We start from the raw sequence: 15,354 nt of genomic DNA, 5'->3' as shown, positions 1-15,354 counted from the left end.
CCGCGATGACCACCACCGTCCCGATCAAGTCACCGGTGCGGCCGGACCGGCCGCGCGGCCGGTGGGGCCTGTGGGCCCAGGGGGACTTCCGCCGGCTCTGGATCGGTGAGACCACCAGCAACCTCGGCACGGCTGTCGGGAGCGTGGCGCTGTCCCTGGTGGCCGTGGTCACCCTGGACGCCGGCCCGCTCGCGGTGGGCGTGATCAACGCCGCCTCCTGGCTGCCCTGGCTGTTCCTCGGACTGCCGGCCGGCGCCTGGGTGGACCGCTGGCCCCGGCTGCGGGTGATGCTGATCTGCGACCTGCTGCTGCTCGCGCTGTTCGGCAGCGTCCCGGTGGCCGGCTGGCTCGGGATGCTCTCCCTCGCCCAACTGGCGGTGGTGGCCCTGCTGACCGGGGCGGTGAAGGTGTTCTTCTCCACCGCGTACGGGGCGGTGCTGCCCACCCTGGTGGCGAAGGCCGACCTGCTGGAGGCCAACGTCAAGCTGCGCTCCGGCGCCTCGGCGGCGGAGATCGCCGGCCCGGGCGTGGCCGGTCTGCTCTCCCAGGCCTTCGGCGCCGCCAGCGGGATGCTCGCCGACTCGCTCACCTACCTGGTGTCGGCGGTCTGCCTGCGGCGGATCCGGACCGAGGAGCACCCCCCGCCGGTGTCCGAACGGCGCGGCATGCCGCAGGAGATCGGCGAGGGCGTCCGGTTCCTGCTGCGCGACCCGTACCTGCGCACGCTGGCCTGCTTCGCCGCGGTCGGCAACCTCGGGCTGAACGGCATCCAGGCGGTGCAGACGGTCTTCCTGGTGCGCAGCGTGGGGATCGAACCCGGCGCGGTGGGCGCGGTGTTCGCGCTGGTGAGCGTCGGCGGGCTGGCCGGGGCGATGCTGGCCGGGCGGATCGCCCGCCGGCTCGGCACCGCGCGCGGGCTGATGGTCTGCGAGCTGGTGGTCGCGCCCTTCATCCTGCTGCTGCCGTTGGCGGGCGAGCGGCTCCCGCTCGTGGTGAGCGCGCTCGCCTGGGCGGTCGCGGTCTGCGGCGTGGTGGCGGGCAACGTCCTGGCCGGCAGCTTCTCGCAGGCCTACTGCCCGCCCGAGCTGATCGGGCGGATCCGGGCCAGCTCGGCGACCGTCAACTACAGCGCGATCCCGGTCGGCGCCCTGCTCGGGGGCTGGCTCGGCGAGGTGATCGGCGCCCGCAGCACCATCTGGCTGATGGCGGGCGTGCTGCTCTCCGCCGGGCTGGTGCTGCTGGCCGGCCCGCTGCGAGGCCTGCGCGACTTCCCGACCCGGCCGGCGGAGCCCGCCGCCTGACCTTCCCCGCCAGACCGTCTCCCCCTACCGTCCCGCACCCTCACACCGGAGGACCCGATGACCCGCACCGCCCGTCCGCGCCGTTACCTGATGTGCCGTCCGGAGCACTTCGACGTCACCTATGCGATCAACCCCTGGATGGACCCGGCCAAGCCGGTGGACACCGACCTCGCCGTCGCCCAGTGGGAGCGGCTGTACGCCCTGTACGCCGAGCTCGGCCACCACGTCGACCTGATCGACCCGCTGCCCGGCCTGCCCGACATGGTCTACGCGGCCAACGGCGCCACCGTGGTGGACGGCCGGGTGCTCGGGGCGCGCTTCCGCAACGCCGAGCGGGCCGCCGAGGGCCCCGCCTACCTGGAGTGGTTCCGCGACCGGGGCTTCGCGACGCACGACCCGGAGCACGTCAACGAAGGCGAGGGCGACCTCCTGCTGACCGCGAGCTTCGTGCTGGCCGGGCGGGGCTTCCGCAGCGTGGCCGAGGGGCACGCGGAGGCGCAGGAGTTCTTCGGCCGGCCGGTGGTCGGCCTGGAGCTGGTCGACCCGCGCTTCTACCACCTGGACACCGCGCTCTCGGTGCTCGACGGCGACGAGATCATGTACTACCCGGAGGCGTTCTCGCCCGGCAGCCGGACCGTGCTGCGCCGGCTCTTCCCGGACGCCCTGCTGGTGAGCGAGACGGACGCCGAGGTGTTCGGGCTCAACGCGGTGAGCGACGGCCTGCACGTGGTGCTGCCCGAAGCGGCCGTGGGTCTGGCGGCGCGGCTGCGCGAGCGCGGGTTCCGGCCGATCGGGATGGACCTGAGCGAGCTGCTCAAGGGCGGGGGCAGCGTGAAGTGCTGCACCCTGGAGATCCGCGAGGCGGCCTGAACCGGGCCCCGGTGACCAACGGTGCTCCGCCGTAGATCGACCGTTGACCGGCCCTCGCAAGACTGGTGCCACACCACGACGGAGACCTTCCCGACCGGGGAAGACACCAAAGGAGCACCAGAGATGACGCAGCGTCCGGCCACCGCCCCCGCCCGCCTCCGGCTGTTCACCGTCGGCCTCGGGGTGGTCGTCGCCCTGGGGGCCGGCCTGGCCGGCACGGCCGCGGTGGCGGAGACGGCCGGCACCGGGACGGCGACGGTGGTGGTCGGCGACGCGACGCCGACGCCCACCCCCGCCACCCCCAGCCCGACCGCCACCACCGGGCACGGCAGCACCCCCGACTGGAACAGCACCGGCTCCTGAGCGAGCGGCCGGTCCCATTGCAGGATCGATTCTTCGCAGCCAATCAGCCGTGAATCAGCCCTGGGCCAGCCCTGGGTCAGCCGTGAATCGGCAGGGCAACAGCACTGACTCAGCAGCGACCGGTCAGCGGCACGGCCGCCGCCTCCCGCTCGTCCTCCCGCCGCCCGTCCCGAGCCGACGGGACGCCGTCCCCGCCCGGAGCGAGCAGCCCCGCCACCTCGTGGGCGTCCGGCAGCCCCAGGCGGACGAAGATCGCGTGCGCCTCCCGCCACCGCCCCCGCGCCTCGGCCCCGCGTCCCAGGTCCGCCAGCGTCCGGCCCAGCACCACCAGCGCCTGCGCGTGGTCCCTCTCGGCCCCCAGCTCCTCGCACAGCGCCAGCGCCTGCCCGGCGTGCTCCAGTGCCTCCTCCGTCCGGCCCAGCGACCGCAGACTGTCCGCCAACCGGTAGCGGGCGTGCGCGGCCCGGGCCTGCAGACCGGCCGCCGAGGCCACCGCCAGGCACTCGCCGAACCAGGTGACCGCCTCCTCGTGCCGCTCCAGCCCGTGCAGCGCCAGCCCCAGCACGTACAGCGTGTACGCCCGCCCGGGATCGTCGTTGCGGGTGCGCAGTTCGGCCAGTGCCTCGTGGCAGATCGCCACCGCCTCGGCGGCCCGACCGCTGCGCACCCGGGCCAGCGCGGCGTTGACCGTCGTCACCAGCTCCCCGGAGCGGTGGCCGAGTTCGCGGGCCAGCAGCAGGGCCTCGTCGTAGTGCTCGACGGCCTCGTCGTAGCGGCTGAGGAACTGGCAGACCAGGCCGAGGTCGTTCAGCGCCTGGCGCAGGATCACCGTGTCGCCGGCCGAGCGGGAGGCGGCCACGGCCAGGCGGGCGGCCGCTTCGGCCTCCTCCAGCCGGGTGGCGGCCAGCGCGACGTTGCCGCGCAGGAAGTGCGCGCGACCGGCTGCCCGGTGGTCGGCGCGGTGGGTGGCGGCGTCGGCGAGGGCCTCGGCGGTGGTGGCGAGTTGGCGGCCGGGCGGGGCGAGGGCGAAGGGGGTGAGCGCGATCAGCAGGTCGATCGCGGCGCGCAGCGGGTCCGGCAGGGCGTCCCGGGCGCCGGGACCGGAGTCGGCGTCGGAGGGGACGGCGTCGGCGGTAGCGGGGACGGGGCCGGGGGAGGGGGCCTCGGCCACCGTCCAGGCGGCCACCTGGGCGGCCAGCGCGATCGCCCCGGAGCCCTCCGCCTCGGCCCAGGCCCGGGCACCGTCCGGGCCGCCCAGCTCCACCCCGGCACTGCGGGCGGGCCCGAGCGCACCGGCCGCCGGATCCCCGGGGACGGCGTGCTGGAAGGCCGCGCACGCGGTGGCCAGCAGGTGGTCCAGCAGCCGGTCGCGGGCCTCGACGGCCGCGCCCGGGGCGTCGGGCCGGCGCCGGGCGAAGGCGCGCAGCAGGTCGTGGTAGCGGTAGCGGCCGGGGAAGGGCGACTCCATCATCGCCACGTCCACCAGGGCCTCCAGCAGGTCCTCGGCGTCGTACTCGTCGAGGTCCAGCAGGGCGGCCGCGGCGGCCAGGCCGATGTCCGGGCCGTCCACCGAGGCGACCAGCCGGAAGGCGCGGGCCTGGGCGGGCGTCAACTGGCGGTAGCTCAGTTCGAAGGCGGCCTCCACCGCCAGGTCTCCGATGCGCAGCTCGTCGATCCGTCGCCGTTCCACCGCCAGCCGGCGGCCCAGCGTCTGCACCGTCCAGCTCGGCCGGGCGGCCAGCCGGGCCGCCACGATCCGCACCGCGAGCGGCAGGTGGCCGCAGACGTGCAGCAGGTCCCGGGCGGCCTCCGGCTCGGCGGCCAGCCGTTCGGCGCCGATGGTGCGGCCCAGGAGTTCGAGCGCCTCCTCGGGCTCGAAGACGTCGAGGTCCGTCTGGACGGTCGCGGGTATGCCGGAGAGGCGGGTGCGGCTGGTGGTGAGTACGGCGCAGCCGACCGCGCCCGGCAGCAGGGGCCGGATCTGCGCGGTGTCGTGGACGTTGTCGAGCACCAGCAGCAGCCGTCGGCCGTCCACCGCGGAGCGGAACAGCGCCGAGCGGGCGTCCAGCCCTTCCGGTACCGCGTCGGCCGACACTCCGAGGGCCAGCAGGAAGGCGCTGAGCACCGCCTCCGGGTCGGCCGGGGTGGGGTCGGCGCCCCGCAGGTCGACGTAGAGCTGACCGTCGGGGTAGGTCTCGCGGACGCGGTGGGCGACGTGCAGGGCCAGCGCGGTCTTGCCGACTCCGCCCATGCCGACCACGGTGGCGATCACCAGCGCCTGCTGCCCCGGGGTACCGAGGGCCTCGCCCAGCCGTTCGACGAGGACGGTGCGGCCGGTGAAGTCTGCCGCATCGGGCGGCAGTTGGGCCGGTCTTGGCGGTGCCGCCACCGGATCGACAGGCGGCTCCGGCGGGGCGGGCTCGGCAGCGGCCGGCTCCGCCGGGCCGGCCGGGGGCGCGGCGGGCGCCACGGCGGGCGCCGGAGCGGCGGGCTTCGGGGCGGCGAGCGCCGGGTCGCCCTCCAGGATCCGCCGGTGCAGCAGGTCCAGCTCGACCCCGGGCTCCACCCCCAGTTCGGCCAGGAACAACTGACGCACACTCCGGTAGACCGCCAGGGCGTCCGCCTGCCGCCCGGCCTGGTACAGCGCGCGCATCAGCAGCCCGTACGCCCGCTCGTGCAGCGGGTGTTCGGTGGTCAGCGAGGTCAGCTCCGGAATGCACCGGGAGTACCGGCCCAGCGTCAGGTCCAGCGCGATCCGCTCCTCCAGCAGGGTCAGCTGCAGCTCCTCCAGCCGCTGGCGCTGGCGCTGCGCGAACGGCCCGGGGATGCCGGCCAGCGGCTCGCCCTGCCACAGGTCCAGCGCCTGGTTCAGCAGGTCGCGCGCCTGCTGCGGCTGTCCGGCGGCCGCCGTGCGCTCGGCCTGTGCCGCCAGCTCCTCGGCCTGCGCCGCGTCCACGGCGTGCTTGGGCAGCACCAGCCGGTAGCCGTCCCCGAACGAGGTCAGCACGTTCGGCGCGTCCGACTCCTCGCCGTGGAGGACCTTGCGCCACCGCCAGGCGTACGTCCGCACCGTCGTCATCGCGGTGCCCGGAGGCTCCTCACCCCACAGGGCGTCGATCAGGTCCGTGGCACTCGCGCCGTGTCCCGGCCGGAGCAGCAGCACCGCCAACATCGCCTGCTGCTGCGGACTTCCGACCTTCAGTACGGTAGTGCCACGCTGGGCCCGCATCAGTCCCAGCACCGAGAACCGGAAATCACCCATTCCTGCACCTGCCCGCCTCATGTGCTCGCCCCCGCCCGCGCACGTGCTTCCCCCCGATTGATGAGCCCCTATCAACCCACGGCACCCCGGGGGCTGTCGAGAGATCGTCGACCCGGTGGTGATCCCGTGTTGATCGACCGTCACCACACTCAGTGGTGTGGCTCCCCTGCCGTCGGCCCGGCACGACCCGCCGGGCCCGCCACACCCCCGGCCGCCGGACCGCTGCCCGGCGACCACCCCAGCTCTCGGAGGCGGACGCCCGTGAACACCGACCTGCTCTACCGGCTGCTCGACGTCGACCCGGACGTCGGACCGGTCGAACTGCTCCAACGCGCCCGCGCCGTCCGCGGCCTTCCGTACCTGGTGCTCGCCGCGCTCGCCCGGGAGGACGTCCGGATGGGCGACCACGCCCGGGCCGAACTGCGGCGCGCCCGGGACCGCTCCGACTGCTACGCCCGGCTCGCCCGCGACCTCGCCGGCGCCACCGGAGTCCGCCCGATCCGGGACCTCCCGCTGGCCGGCTACTACCCGTCCGACCTGCCCCGGCCGCTGGGCGAGCTCACCCTCGTCAGCCCCACCGAGGCCGCCCTCTGGCAGGCCGTCAACCGGCTGGTCACCGACCACCCGGTGGAGTCCGTGGAGGTCACCCTGCTCGGCGAGCGCCCCCGGCACACCGCCGTCACCGTGCGCTGGCCGGCCGAGGACCCGCTGCTCGACCCCTGGTACCAGGTACGGCTCGCCACCGCCGCCCTCGCCGGCGACCTCGCGACCGTCCCGGTCCGCCCCTACCTGGCCGCCGACGACCACGTCGAGGGCCTGATCGCCCTTGCCGAGGAAGGCCTCGGCCGCACCTTCCACGCGGGCGACGTGCTCGACGTGGCACACCTGACCGGGCAGCCCTTCGAACCCGTCGAGACCGCCGCCGTGGTCGCCGCCTACCGGCTCGCCCCGGAGACCGTCGCCCTGCTCGACCTCGCCGCCGAACACCTGCCGCTGGGCTCCCTCGCGGGCGTGCGCACCGTCCTGGAGGCCGAGGTCGCCCCCGAACTCCAGCGCCGCCGGACCACCACCCGCCCGCTCCGACCGCGCCACGGCACCCTGCTGCGCCGCACCGTCACCCGGCACCAGTGGGACGAGGCCGTCCTCCTCCCGGCGGGCGCCGCCACCCTGCTGCTCACCCCGGTCGCCGACTACCTGCTCACCCCGGAGGGCACCCGGCCCACCGTGCCCGAACGCACCGCCGCCCTCGCCGCCCTGCACGTCTGGGACACGACGGCCCCCGGCACCCCGGGCACCCCCGGCACGGCCCCCTGCGGCCTGTCGCGGCCGCGCCACCGCTGAGCTCCGCTCCGCGGGCGTGGCGGCGCTCCGCGCAGGTCGGGAGCCCCCGTGGAACGGATGTCGTGCGCCGCGCGGTTCAGGCCGGATCCGAGCCGATCGAACCCCGGACGATGCGCCGTCCGTGGTACCGGCTGAGGCCGGTCGGCAGCCGGCACGAGGACGGACACGGGAGAACAGCGATGGCCAGGTACCAGGGCGCGAGCCGGATCACGGTGACGGCGGTGGAGGGACGGTATCCGCAGCGGGCGGTGGTGACCGTCCGGGGCGCCGCGCCGGTGGAGATCCCCGGCGAGGTCGGCGCCGTCCACACCGTCGAGGCGGAGAGCTGGCAGCTCGACCTGGAGCACCGCGACCAGGGCGAGTGGTGCCCCAACATCCGTGCCGTCCAGGGCCGTTGGCAGGAGATTCGGGGCGTGGAAACGCAGGTCGTGCACAGCCGCAACCGCGAGGAAGCCGGCGACCGGCAGGACCGCAACCTGGTGCTGCGGATCGAGCGGGTCACGCCGCGCGGCGACGAGCCCGCCGCCGTGACCGCCCCCGCCGCGCGCCGCACCACCACCGCGCACCACGCCCCGGCGGCCTCCACGGGCCCGGCCGCGCCGCGCACCTCCGCCGGCCCGGCGAGCGGCCCGGCGAGCGGCACCACGGGCGGCAGCACGGCCCCGGGCGTACGGACGACCACCTCGGGCTCCTCCTGGAGCGGCTGACCGGGGTCGGTCGCGGCGGTCCGGATCGGTCGCGGTGGGCCGGGCGGCAATCGTTGGGAAACTTTCCTAACGAAAGCCATTGACCCCGGGGCCTCGTGCCCCGATCCTGTGAGACACCCGTCGGCGGACAGCCGTCGTCCGCACGGGTGGACCGCTCCTGCCTCCCTGACCCACCGTCACCGTATTCCTGGCTCGACGAAAGTGAGTTGGCATGCGCAAGACCATCGGAGTCCGTCTCACCGCCCCGCTGCTCGCCACCGCCCTCGCCCCGGCCGCGCTCCTGCTGGCCCCCGCGACCTCCGCGGCGGCGGCCCCCACGTCGGCATTCCCTGCGGCGGCGGCCCCCGCCGCGACGGCCGTGCCCGGGATGGCCGCCGCACCGTACGAGTACCTCGGCTGGGGCAACCCGCAGAAGCCGGTCGACGTGATGAAGGCGGCCGGGGTCAAGTGGTTCACCCTGGCGTTCATCCTCTCCGACGGCGGGTGCACCCCGAAGTGGGACGGCAGCCGGGCGCTCGCCGGGGGCTCCGACGAGGCCGCCATCAAGTCGATCCGGGCAGCCGGCGGTGACATCGTGGTCTCGGTCGGCGGGTGGAGCGGGAACAAGCTCGGCGAGAAGTGCACCAGCGCGAGCGCGCTGGCCGGTGCCTACCAGAAGGTGATCGACGCCTACCAGCTGAAGGCGCTCGACATCGACATCGAGAACACCGAGTTCGGCAACGCGACGGTCCGTCAGCGCGTGGTCGACGCGCTCAAGATCGTCAAGACCAAGAACCCGGGCATCGTCACCTACGTCACCATGGGCACCACGCCGAGCGGCCCGGACGCCAACGGCAAGGACCTCATCAAGCGGGGCGCCGCCGCCGGCCTGGCGAACGACGGCTGGGTGGTGATGCCCTTCGACTTCGGCGGCCACAGCGGCAGCATGGGGCAGGCGACGGTCGGCGCGCTCGACGGACTGAAAGCTGCGGTCAAGAGCGCGTACGGCTACAGCGACGACGCCGCGTACCGGCACATCGGCGTCTCCTCGATGAACGGCAGGACCGACGAAGCGGGGGAGACCGTCACCACCGGCGACTTCCGCACCATCCTCGGATACGCGAAGCAGCACCACCTCGCCCGCTTCGCCTTCTGGGCCGTCAACCGGGACCGGGCCTGCGGCTCCGGCACGGACGCCGACGCCTGCAGCGGCATCACCCAGTCCCCGTACGAGTTCACCAAGATCGTCGTCCAGTACCAGGGCTGAGGCGCCCCGGCGGCCCTACGCCTCCGGACGGCCGGTCCCCCGAGGGCTGGTCCCCTGACCGTCGGCCGTCTCCGGAAGACCGGTCTCCTGGCGGTCGATCTCGCTCTCCCGGACCAGCCAGAGCGCGAGGCCCGCGCCCGCCAGGCTGACCAGTCCGCCGAGCAGCAGCACGAGGTTCAGGCCGTCCAGGAAACCGGCCCGGGCGGCGGCCGACGCGGCCGCCCGAGCCGGCTCGGGAAGCCCGGCGAGCACCTGCGGCAGACTGCCGGAAGAAGCGGCCTCGATCAGCTCGCGAGGACGGGACCCCTCCGCGATCGGCGTGCCCGCCGCCAGTTCGCGGACCTTGTGGGAGCCCCGGCCGACGAAGATCGCCCCCCAGACGGCGATGCCGACCGCGATCCCGACCTGCCGGAAGGTGTCGTTGATGCCCGCTGCCATGCCGCTCCGCTCCTTGGGCACCACGCTCACCGCGACATCGGCGATCACCGGGTTGATCAGCCCGACACCCGCGCCGCCCACCAGGAAGCCGGCCAGCAGCCCGGTCCAGGTGTCTTCGGGCTGGATGTCGCCCATCAGCAGCATGCCCGCACCGACCGCGACGAGCCCGACGCAGAGCATCAGCCGGGCCGGCACCCGGGAGAGCAGGACCCCGGCCACCGGTGCCACGAGAAAACTGAGCACCGTGATCGGCAGGTAACGTACCCCCGCCGCGAACGGCGAAAGCCCGAGATAGTCCTGCAGGTACAGCGTCAGATAGAGGAACAGCGCGAACAGCGAGCTGGAGACGGCGAACGCGGCCAACTGCACACCGGTGAAAGCGTGCCGACGGAACAGCCCGAGCGGCAGCATCGGCTCGGGCACACGGCGTTCGATCCACACGAAGACGGCGAGCAGGACGGCCGCGCCGACGAACAGCGCCACGATCAGCGCGCTGCCCCACCCCTCGGCGTTGCCCCGCACCAGCGCCAGGACGAGCAGGAACAGCCCGCTGCTGAACGCCGCGACCCCGGGCCAGTCGATCCGGGTGGCGTTCGGGTCGCGGCTCTCGGCCAGCTTGAGGTAGGTGACGACCAGGGCGGCCGCCCCGATCGGCACATTGAGGTAGAAGATCGACTCCCAGCCGAGCGAGTCCGTGAGCGCCCCGCCGACCAGCGGCCCCACCGCGACGGCAATCCCGATGGTGGCCCCGTAGATGCCCATCGCCGTGCCGCGCTCACGCCCGGGCGGGAACTCCTGCGCGACCAGGGCCAGCGACACCGCGAACATCACCGCGCCGCCGACGCCCTGCACCGCACGCGAGACATTGAGGAAGACCGGATTCGGCGCCAGCGCGCACAGCAGCGAGGCCCCGGAGAAGACCACCAGCCCCGCCGCGAAAGCCCGACGCCGCCCGAGCCGGTCAGCCAGCGAACCGGCCGTCAGCACCAGAGCGGCCAGCGAGAGCGCGTAGGCGTCGAACACCCACTGCAAGTCGGTGAAGCTCGCGCCCAGGTCCTTGCGGATGGACGGCAGAGCGACGTTGACCACGGTGATGTCGAGCAACAACATGAACGTCGCGACCGTGACCGCGATCAGCGTCCACCACTTGCGTTGCACCGCTGTCGGCCTCCTTCGGGGGAACTGCGCACGGTCCGCCGACCGTACGTAACCCCCTCACCCCAACCCGGGCCGACACGGCCGGACCCACCCACGGAGCCCCCGTCCGGTCCAGCCCGCCGACCAGACCCCGCCGACCACCTGACGGAGGCGATCAGACGATCGGCTCGCAGCCGATCGCGCCCCGCGACGGCCGCTACCGAGGGGCGGCGCCCGTCGACGGCCGCTCACGTCGGGTTCCCGGACCAGGGTGGCCTGCCGGACGGGCGGATGCGGCCGCCACCGGTCAGCCTTCGAGAGTCGCGCGGATGTGCCTACAGCACGACGGGAAGTGACGCGAGCCCTCGGACGAGGCGGGAGTGGCGCCACTGCAGCTCCTCGGCGGGCACGGCCAGCCGCATGCCAGGGAAGCGCTCCAGCAGGACCCGCAGCGTGGTCTCGACCTCGGCGTGGGCGAGCGGTGCGCCCAGGCAGCGGTGGATGCCGTGGCCGAAGGCGAGGTGCTGGGCGGCGTCGGGGCGTTGGAGGACGAGCCGGTCCGGGTCGGTGAACCTGCGGGGATCGCGGTTGGCGGCGCCGGGGCACACGAACACGGGGGTGCCGGCCGCCACTTCGGTGTCGCCCAGTCGTACCGCCTCGGGGGCGTGGCGCCACGTGGCCACGCTCACGGGCGAGTCGTAGCGCAGCAACTCGTCCACAGCGGTGGGGATCCGGTGCGGGCCGGCTCGGAGGTGTTCCAGGTCGTCCGGGTGCCGGAGCAGAGCGAGGACGGCGTTGCCGATCGCAGCCGTCGTCGTCTCGTGGCCGGCGACCAGGAGCAGGAGGCCCAGGGAGACCAGCTCTTCCTCGCTGAGGTGGTCGCCGTCGGCGTCGCGGACGGCGATCAGCTGGGAGAGGAGAGCGGTGTCCGGGGAGCCGCGCTTGGCGGTGATCAGCCGGGTCATGTAGTCGGCGAGGGCATGGGAGGCCTCGTCGATCCTCGCGTGGTCACCGGTGGCGAACAGGTCGGTGGACCAGCTGCGGATCCGGTCCCGATCGACGGGCGGGACCCCGAGGAGCTGGCAGATCACGGTGACCGGGAGCGGGCCGGCGAGATCCGCGATCAGATCGACCTCGGCGCCGGGCTCCCACGGTCCTACCAACTGCTCGGCGAGCGCTCGGATGTAGGGCCGGAGGCCGTCCACGGTCCCGGGCGTGAACGCCCGGACGACCAGACGACGCAGCCGGGAGTGTGCGGGCGGATCGGTGTGAAGCATCGTGCGGGCGACCGCGGGGTGGAGCGAGCGTCCGGACGGGCGGTCGGCGAAGTACGCCGAAGCGTCCTTGGACAGACCCGCGGTGAGGGCTTCTCGCGCCTGTTCGTAGCCGGTGATGACGACCGCCGTCCCCATACTGCCGTCCATGGGGACGGGCAGGACGGGGGAGCGCTCGCGCAGCGCGGCGTAGGTCGGGTAGCGGTCCCGGTAGAACGTCGGGTCGGAGAAGGGGGAGGCCATGTTGTCTTCCTGGGCCGCTTCGAGCGCCGGGAACCGGGTCTCGGAGGCGCGGTGGACGAAGTCGTTGCTCGCGTACGGTTGGGAGACCCAAGCGTAGCCAGAGTGCCCCGGCACGCAGGTCTCCCTCGCGCGCGGAGGCTCCGACAACCTGGGGGCGGATCGTCCCGCCCCAGCACGGGCGCACCACGTACCGCCTCAGCCCGCACGGCCCGAGGAGGCCGGGCCGGGCGGGCTCGCGGCGTCAGTGCGACCAGTAGGGGTCGTCGACCGTCGCGCAGGTGGCGGCGTAGGCCTGCCCTCCCGGGCCGAACCTGTCGATCCACTCGCGATCGCCGATGTCGGTGACATCGAACACGGAAGCCCACACCTCGGCACAGCCCTCCACTCCCGCGACGAACCGGAGGCTGAACCCTGAGCCCTTCACCTCCACTGAGCCCTTGTTGCGCTCGACCGAGTAGCCCTTCCCGGTCCAGAGCGCCTGGACGACGTCGAGCGGCTCCTGATTCCGCGTAGGGGTGATCCGGACTCGGGCCGCCTGGCGGGCGGACATCTCCGCCCGCCCCGTCCTCTTGCACCCGGACGTCCCGCAGAGTCCTGTCAGTTCGGGATCGCTGCTGTACTTCGGCGTGGCCCACTGGAGCCCCGGGTGGAAGGCCCCGGCGATATCGGCGAGCTCGGCCTCGATCCGGTGCTGTGCCTGGTCGACCGGCACGGTGGGTTTCTCCGGCTCAGGCCAGGCGTACCAGCCGACCAGGAGCGCCAGCAGCACCCCCGGCACGGCCGTGCGTCGTACCGCGGCCTTCACCTCGGGTCCTCCCTGGTGATCGTGTTCCCGTGGCCGCTCACGATCTTCCCGATGTTGGGGAGCGAGTCACCGCCCTTGTGGTCCTTCCCGAAGTAGTTGTCGTGGGAGTCGGTCACGGTCCCGTCCGCCACCGAGAAGCGCTGCCCGCCGAAGCTCTCGCTGGCCGGGTCCGTGCCGTGCCACGATCCGTCGGGATTCGTGAACGCCTCGACCGCGGCCCAACCGGGGATGAGCATCCCGGGGGACGGCGCGTCCGCGACGGGGTCGTACTTGGCGGTGCCGACGTACACGTGATCCGCACCGATCCCGAGCTGCGTTGCCTTGTCCACCCCGACGCCCGGGCTGCCGACCAGGACGATGTCGTCGACGGGCAGGCCGCCGGGGTGCTGGGTCGCTTTCCCGACCACCAGGGAGCCGTAGCTGTGCCCCTGCGCGGTCATGTGCGCCGGGGCGCCCTCGTGGGTGGCCCGGAGTCCGGTGAGGAACTTGTTGTACGCGGCCCCGCCCTCCTCCGCCCGGTCCTGCAGGAGCACCGAGGGGCCGTCCAACTGCGGCGCGTCGTACCCCAGCCAGAACACGGACGCGATGCTCGGCGTCTCGCTGTTGGCCCGCGCGCTGCTCTCCGCGGACTCGTAGATGCGCTTCGCCGTCATGGCGTCGCCGTTTCCGGCGCCGGCCAGGTTGCTGTTCAGCCCGGGCACCATCGAGGAGACGTTCCGGGCCTTGTCCGGGTCGCCCCAGGACAGGATCGCGCGGCCCTGCCCCTGATCGCCGATCCCCAGCAGCAGCAGTGGCGGCTCGGAGCCCGGCCCGCCACCACCTTCGAACTTGCCGTCGAGCCGCTTCTGAATGGACTGGAAGCCGGTGAGCTTCTCCTGCAGGGCGTCGTGCTTGCGCTTCCACACCGTGTAGTCGGGGTTCTCCACCGGCGCGCCGTTCATGTCGGCGACGCTCAGGTACCTCGTCGGCTCGGGGCCGAGGTTGGCGAGTTGGGTCTCGCGGTCCTTGATCAGGTTCCTCAGGTTGACCCGGTTGGCCTGGTCACGGACGGCCGCGGGGACGCCGTCGAGGTTGCCGATCTGGTCGGGGTGCTCGTGGAGGAACTTCTGCTGCTCGGTGTCGGTGAGGCCGTCCCACCACTTCTTGACGCCGGCCGGCTCGGTGCCTGCGGGCGGTATCTGCTCCCTCCCGGTCTGGGCGGCCAGGTCCTGGGCCACGGTGGCGGCGTCCAGGCCGGTGCCGTTGCCGGCGTTGGTCGCGAAGTGGTTCAGCCGCGCGCTGAGTTCCTGGTCCGCGTGGGCGGCCTCGTTGAGTGCGGCGGTGATGCGGTTGCTGATCGCGATGGCCGTCGTCTCGGCGCCGGCGCCCGCGTAGTTCGCGGACGTGGGCTCCTTGTCCCAGGTGATGGTGCCCTCGGGAGTGACGTTGAGCTTGGCGGCCTTGGCGTCGTCGAGGGCGTAGACCAGGTGGGACTGGGCCAGCGCGAACTGCTCGGCCGCCGTGGCGAGGGCCTTGCCGACGAGATCCAGCTCACTGTGCGCGGACTGGAGTTCGGTGCCCAGGAAGCGGATCCGGGCCTGGGCGTGGTCGGACGCGGTGCCGGTCCAGTGCGAGTTGGTGAGCCGGTCGGCGACCTCGTGCTGCCAGGACTCGATGTGCCGGCCGAACGCCGAGTAGAGCGTGTCGAAGGCGTTCTTCGCGATGGTGATGTTGATGATGTCGGCGTCGTACAGCGTCTTGATGTCCATCGGGCTACTCGGCTGCCTTCGCACTGGAGGGCTTCACGGGGCCCGGGACGACCGTCGTGCCGAACGGGTCCGGCTCGTCCGGGACCGGGGCGGCCGGGTTGCGCATGCTGTTGTGGGCGTTCTGCTCGGCCTGACGGTAGTAGGTGGCCGTGGTGGCGAGCTTGGTGCCGACGTCGCCCATGTCACCGGCGAGCTTGTCCAGCAGCGTCTTCCAGTTCGTCCCGCAGTTCTGGATGGCGGTGGCCGTCTGCCAGCCCTTCAGACCACCGGCGGCCTGGTTGCACGGCTCCGCGAGCTTCGACGTCTCGCCCGGTATCAGGCCCCCGATGTGCTGCGCGCTCTGTCCGCAGCCGTCCAGTTCGGCAGGATTGACTTTGAATTGCAAGCCCGCGTCAGTGTCTGCCATGCATGCCCCCCGTGCGGGCGGACCGACGACCGGCCAGCCCGTGTGTTCGAAAACCAACGACGCATGCTAACGGATCCGACACCGAGGAAGATCGACTGAGGTGGGGGAGCAGTGAGCATCCCGCCGGCCTCGCCGCGCCCACAGTAGGGTGCCGCTGCCTTCGGGTCGGCGAAGCCGCCGCGGACGGCGTCGGTGGTGACGGTGCTGCTGTCG

At 73.4% G+C, this 15,354-nt stretch carries 12 protein-coding genes; 6 read left to right on the top strand and 6 right to left on the bottom strand.

Translation table 11 applies throughout. From position 1 onward, the window contains the following. Positions 1–5: 5 nt before the first annotated feature. The 3 genes from ACIBEC_RS28980 to ACIBEC_RS28970 all read left to right on the top strand — a co-directional run bounded on the left by ACIBEC_RS28980 (position 6) and on the right by ACIBEC_RS28970 (position 2,534). Positions 6–1,301 carry an MFS transporter gene (locus tag ACIBEC_RS28980; RefSeq protein ID WP_360499009.1) on the top strand — a complete coding sequence of 432 codons (1,296 nt, stop codon included), beginning with the start codon at positions 6–8 and terminating at the stop codon, positions 1,299–1,301. Between the two features lie 57 nt (positions 1,302–1,358). Next, a complete protein-coding gene (gene ddaH, locus ACIBEC_RS28975) occupies positions 1,359–2,171 on the top strand; it encodes a dimethylargininase (RefSeq protein WP_360499011.1) in 813 nt (270 codons plus the stop codon). A 123-nt stretch (positions 2,172–2,294) separates the two neighbouring features. After that, a complete protein-coding gene (locus tag ACIBEC_RS28970; protein ID WP_360499013.1) occupies positions 2,295–2,534 on the top strand; it encodes a hypothetical protein in 240 nt (79 codons plus the stop codon). A gap of 109 nt (positions 2,535–2,643) precedes the next feature. Here ACIBEC_RS28970 and ACIBEC_RS28965 read toward each other — a convergent pair whose 3' ends face one another. After that, positions 2,644–5,796, bottom strand: a complete 3,153-nt coding sequence (locus ACIBEC_RS28965) for a BTAD domain-containing putative transcriptional regulator (RefSeq protein ID WP_360499015.1) — start codon at positions 5,794–5,796, stop codon at positions 2,644–2,646. Between the two features lie 261 nt (positions 5,797–6,057). Here ACIBEC_RS28965 and ACIBEC_RS28960 point away from each other — a divergent pair, with 261 nt between their 5' ends. From ACIBEC_RS28960 to ACIBEC_RS28950, 3 genes are all read left to right on the top strand, one after another. Continuing rightward, positions 6,058–7,137 (top strand): hypothetical protein, encoded by a 1,080-nt coding sequence (locus ACIBEC_RS28960; protein WP_360499017.1) that lies wholly within the window; start codon positions 6,058–6,060, stop codon positions 7,135–7,137. 179 nt (positions 7,138–7,316) lie between these two features. After that, positions 7,317–7,844: a hypothetical protein gene (locus ACIBEC_RS28955; RefSeq protein ID WP_360499019.1), complete on the top strand. Its 528-nt coding sequence runs from the start codon at positions 7,317–7,319 to the stop codon at positions 7,842–7,844. A gap of 211 nt (positions 7,845–8,055) precedes the next feature. After that, positions 8,056–9,090, top strand: a complete 1,035-nt coding sequence (locus ACIBEC_RS28950) for a chitinase (RefSeq protein WP_360499021.1) — start codon at positions 8,056–8,058, stop codon at positions 9,088–9,090. Positions 9,091–9,105: 15 nt separating this feature from the next. Here ACIBEC_RS28950 and ACIBEC_RS28945 read toward each other — a convergent pair whose 3' ends face one another. From ACIBEC_RS28945 to ACIBEC_RS28925, 5 genes are all read right to left on the bottom strand, one after another. Then, positions 9,106–10,686 carry an MFS transporter gene (locus ACIBEC_RS28945; protein WP_360499023.1) on the bottom strand — a complete coding sequence of 527 codons (1,581 nt, stop codon included), beginning with the start codon at positions 10,684–10,686 and terminating at the stop codon, positions 9,106–9,108. A 314-nt stretch (positions 10,687–11,000) separates the two neighbouring features. Continuing rightward, positions 11,001–12,182 carry a cytochrome P450 gene (locus tag ACIBEC_RS28940; RefSeq protein WP_360499073.1) on the bottom strand — a complete coding sequence of 394 codons (1,182 nt, stop codon included), beginning with the start codon at positions 12,180–12,182 and terminating at the stop codon, positions 11,001–11,003. Positions 12,183–12,423: 241 nt separating this feature from the next. Then, on the bottom strand, positions 12,424–12,951 hold the full coding sequence (locus ACIBEC_RS28935; RefSeq protein ID WP_360499025.1) for a hypothetical protein: 528 nt from the start codon (positions 12,949–12,951) through the stop codon (positions 12,424–12,426). A 32-nt stretch (positions 12,952–12,983) separates the two neighbouring features. Further along, positions 12,984–14,735 (bottom strand): alpha/beta hydrolase, encoded by a 1,752-nt coding sequence (locus ACIBEC_RS28930; protein ID WP_360499027.1) that lies wholly within the window; start codon positions 14,733–14,735, stop codon positions 12,984–12,986. 4 nt (positions 14,736–14,739) lie between these two features. Next, positions 14,740–15,141 (bottom strand): type VII secretion target, encoded by a 402-nt coding sequence (locus ACIBEC_RS28925; RefSeq protein WP_360499029.1) that lies wholly within the window; start codon positions 15,139–15,141, stop codon positions 14,740–14,742. Between the last annotated feature and the right edge of the window lie 213 nt (positions 15,142–15,354).

Origin of the sequence: Kitasatospora sp. NPDC051164 (assembly GCF_044455625.1) — a bacterium.
In the GTDB taxonomy this organism is placed as follows: domain Bacteria; phylum Actinomycetota; class Actinomycetes; order Streptomycetales; family Streptomycetaceae; genus Kitasatospora.
This window is presented reverse-complemented; position numbering and strand designations above follow the sequence as displayed.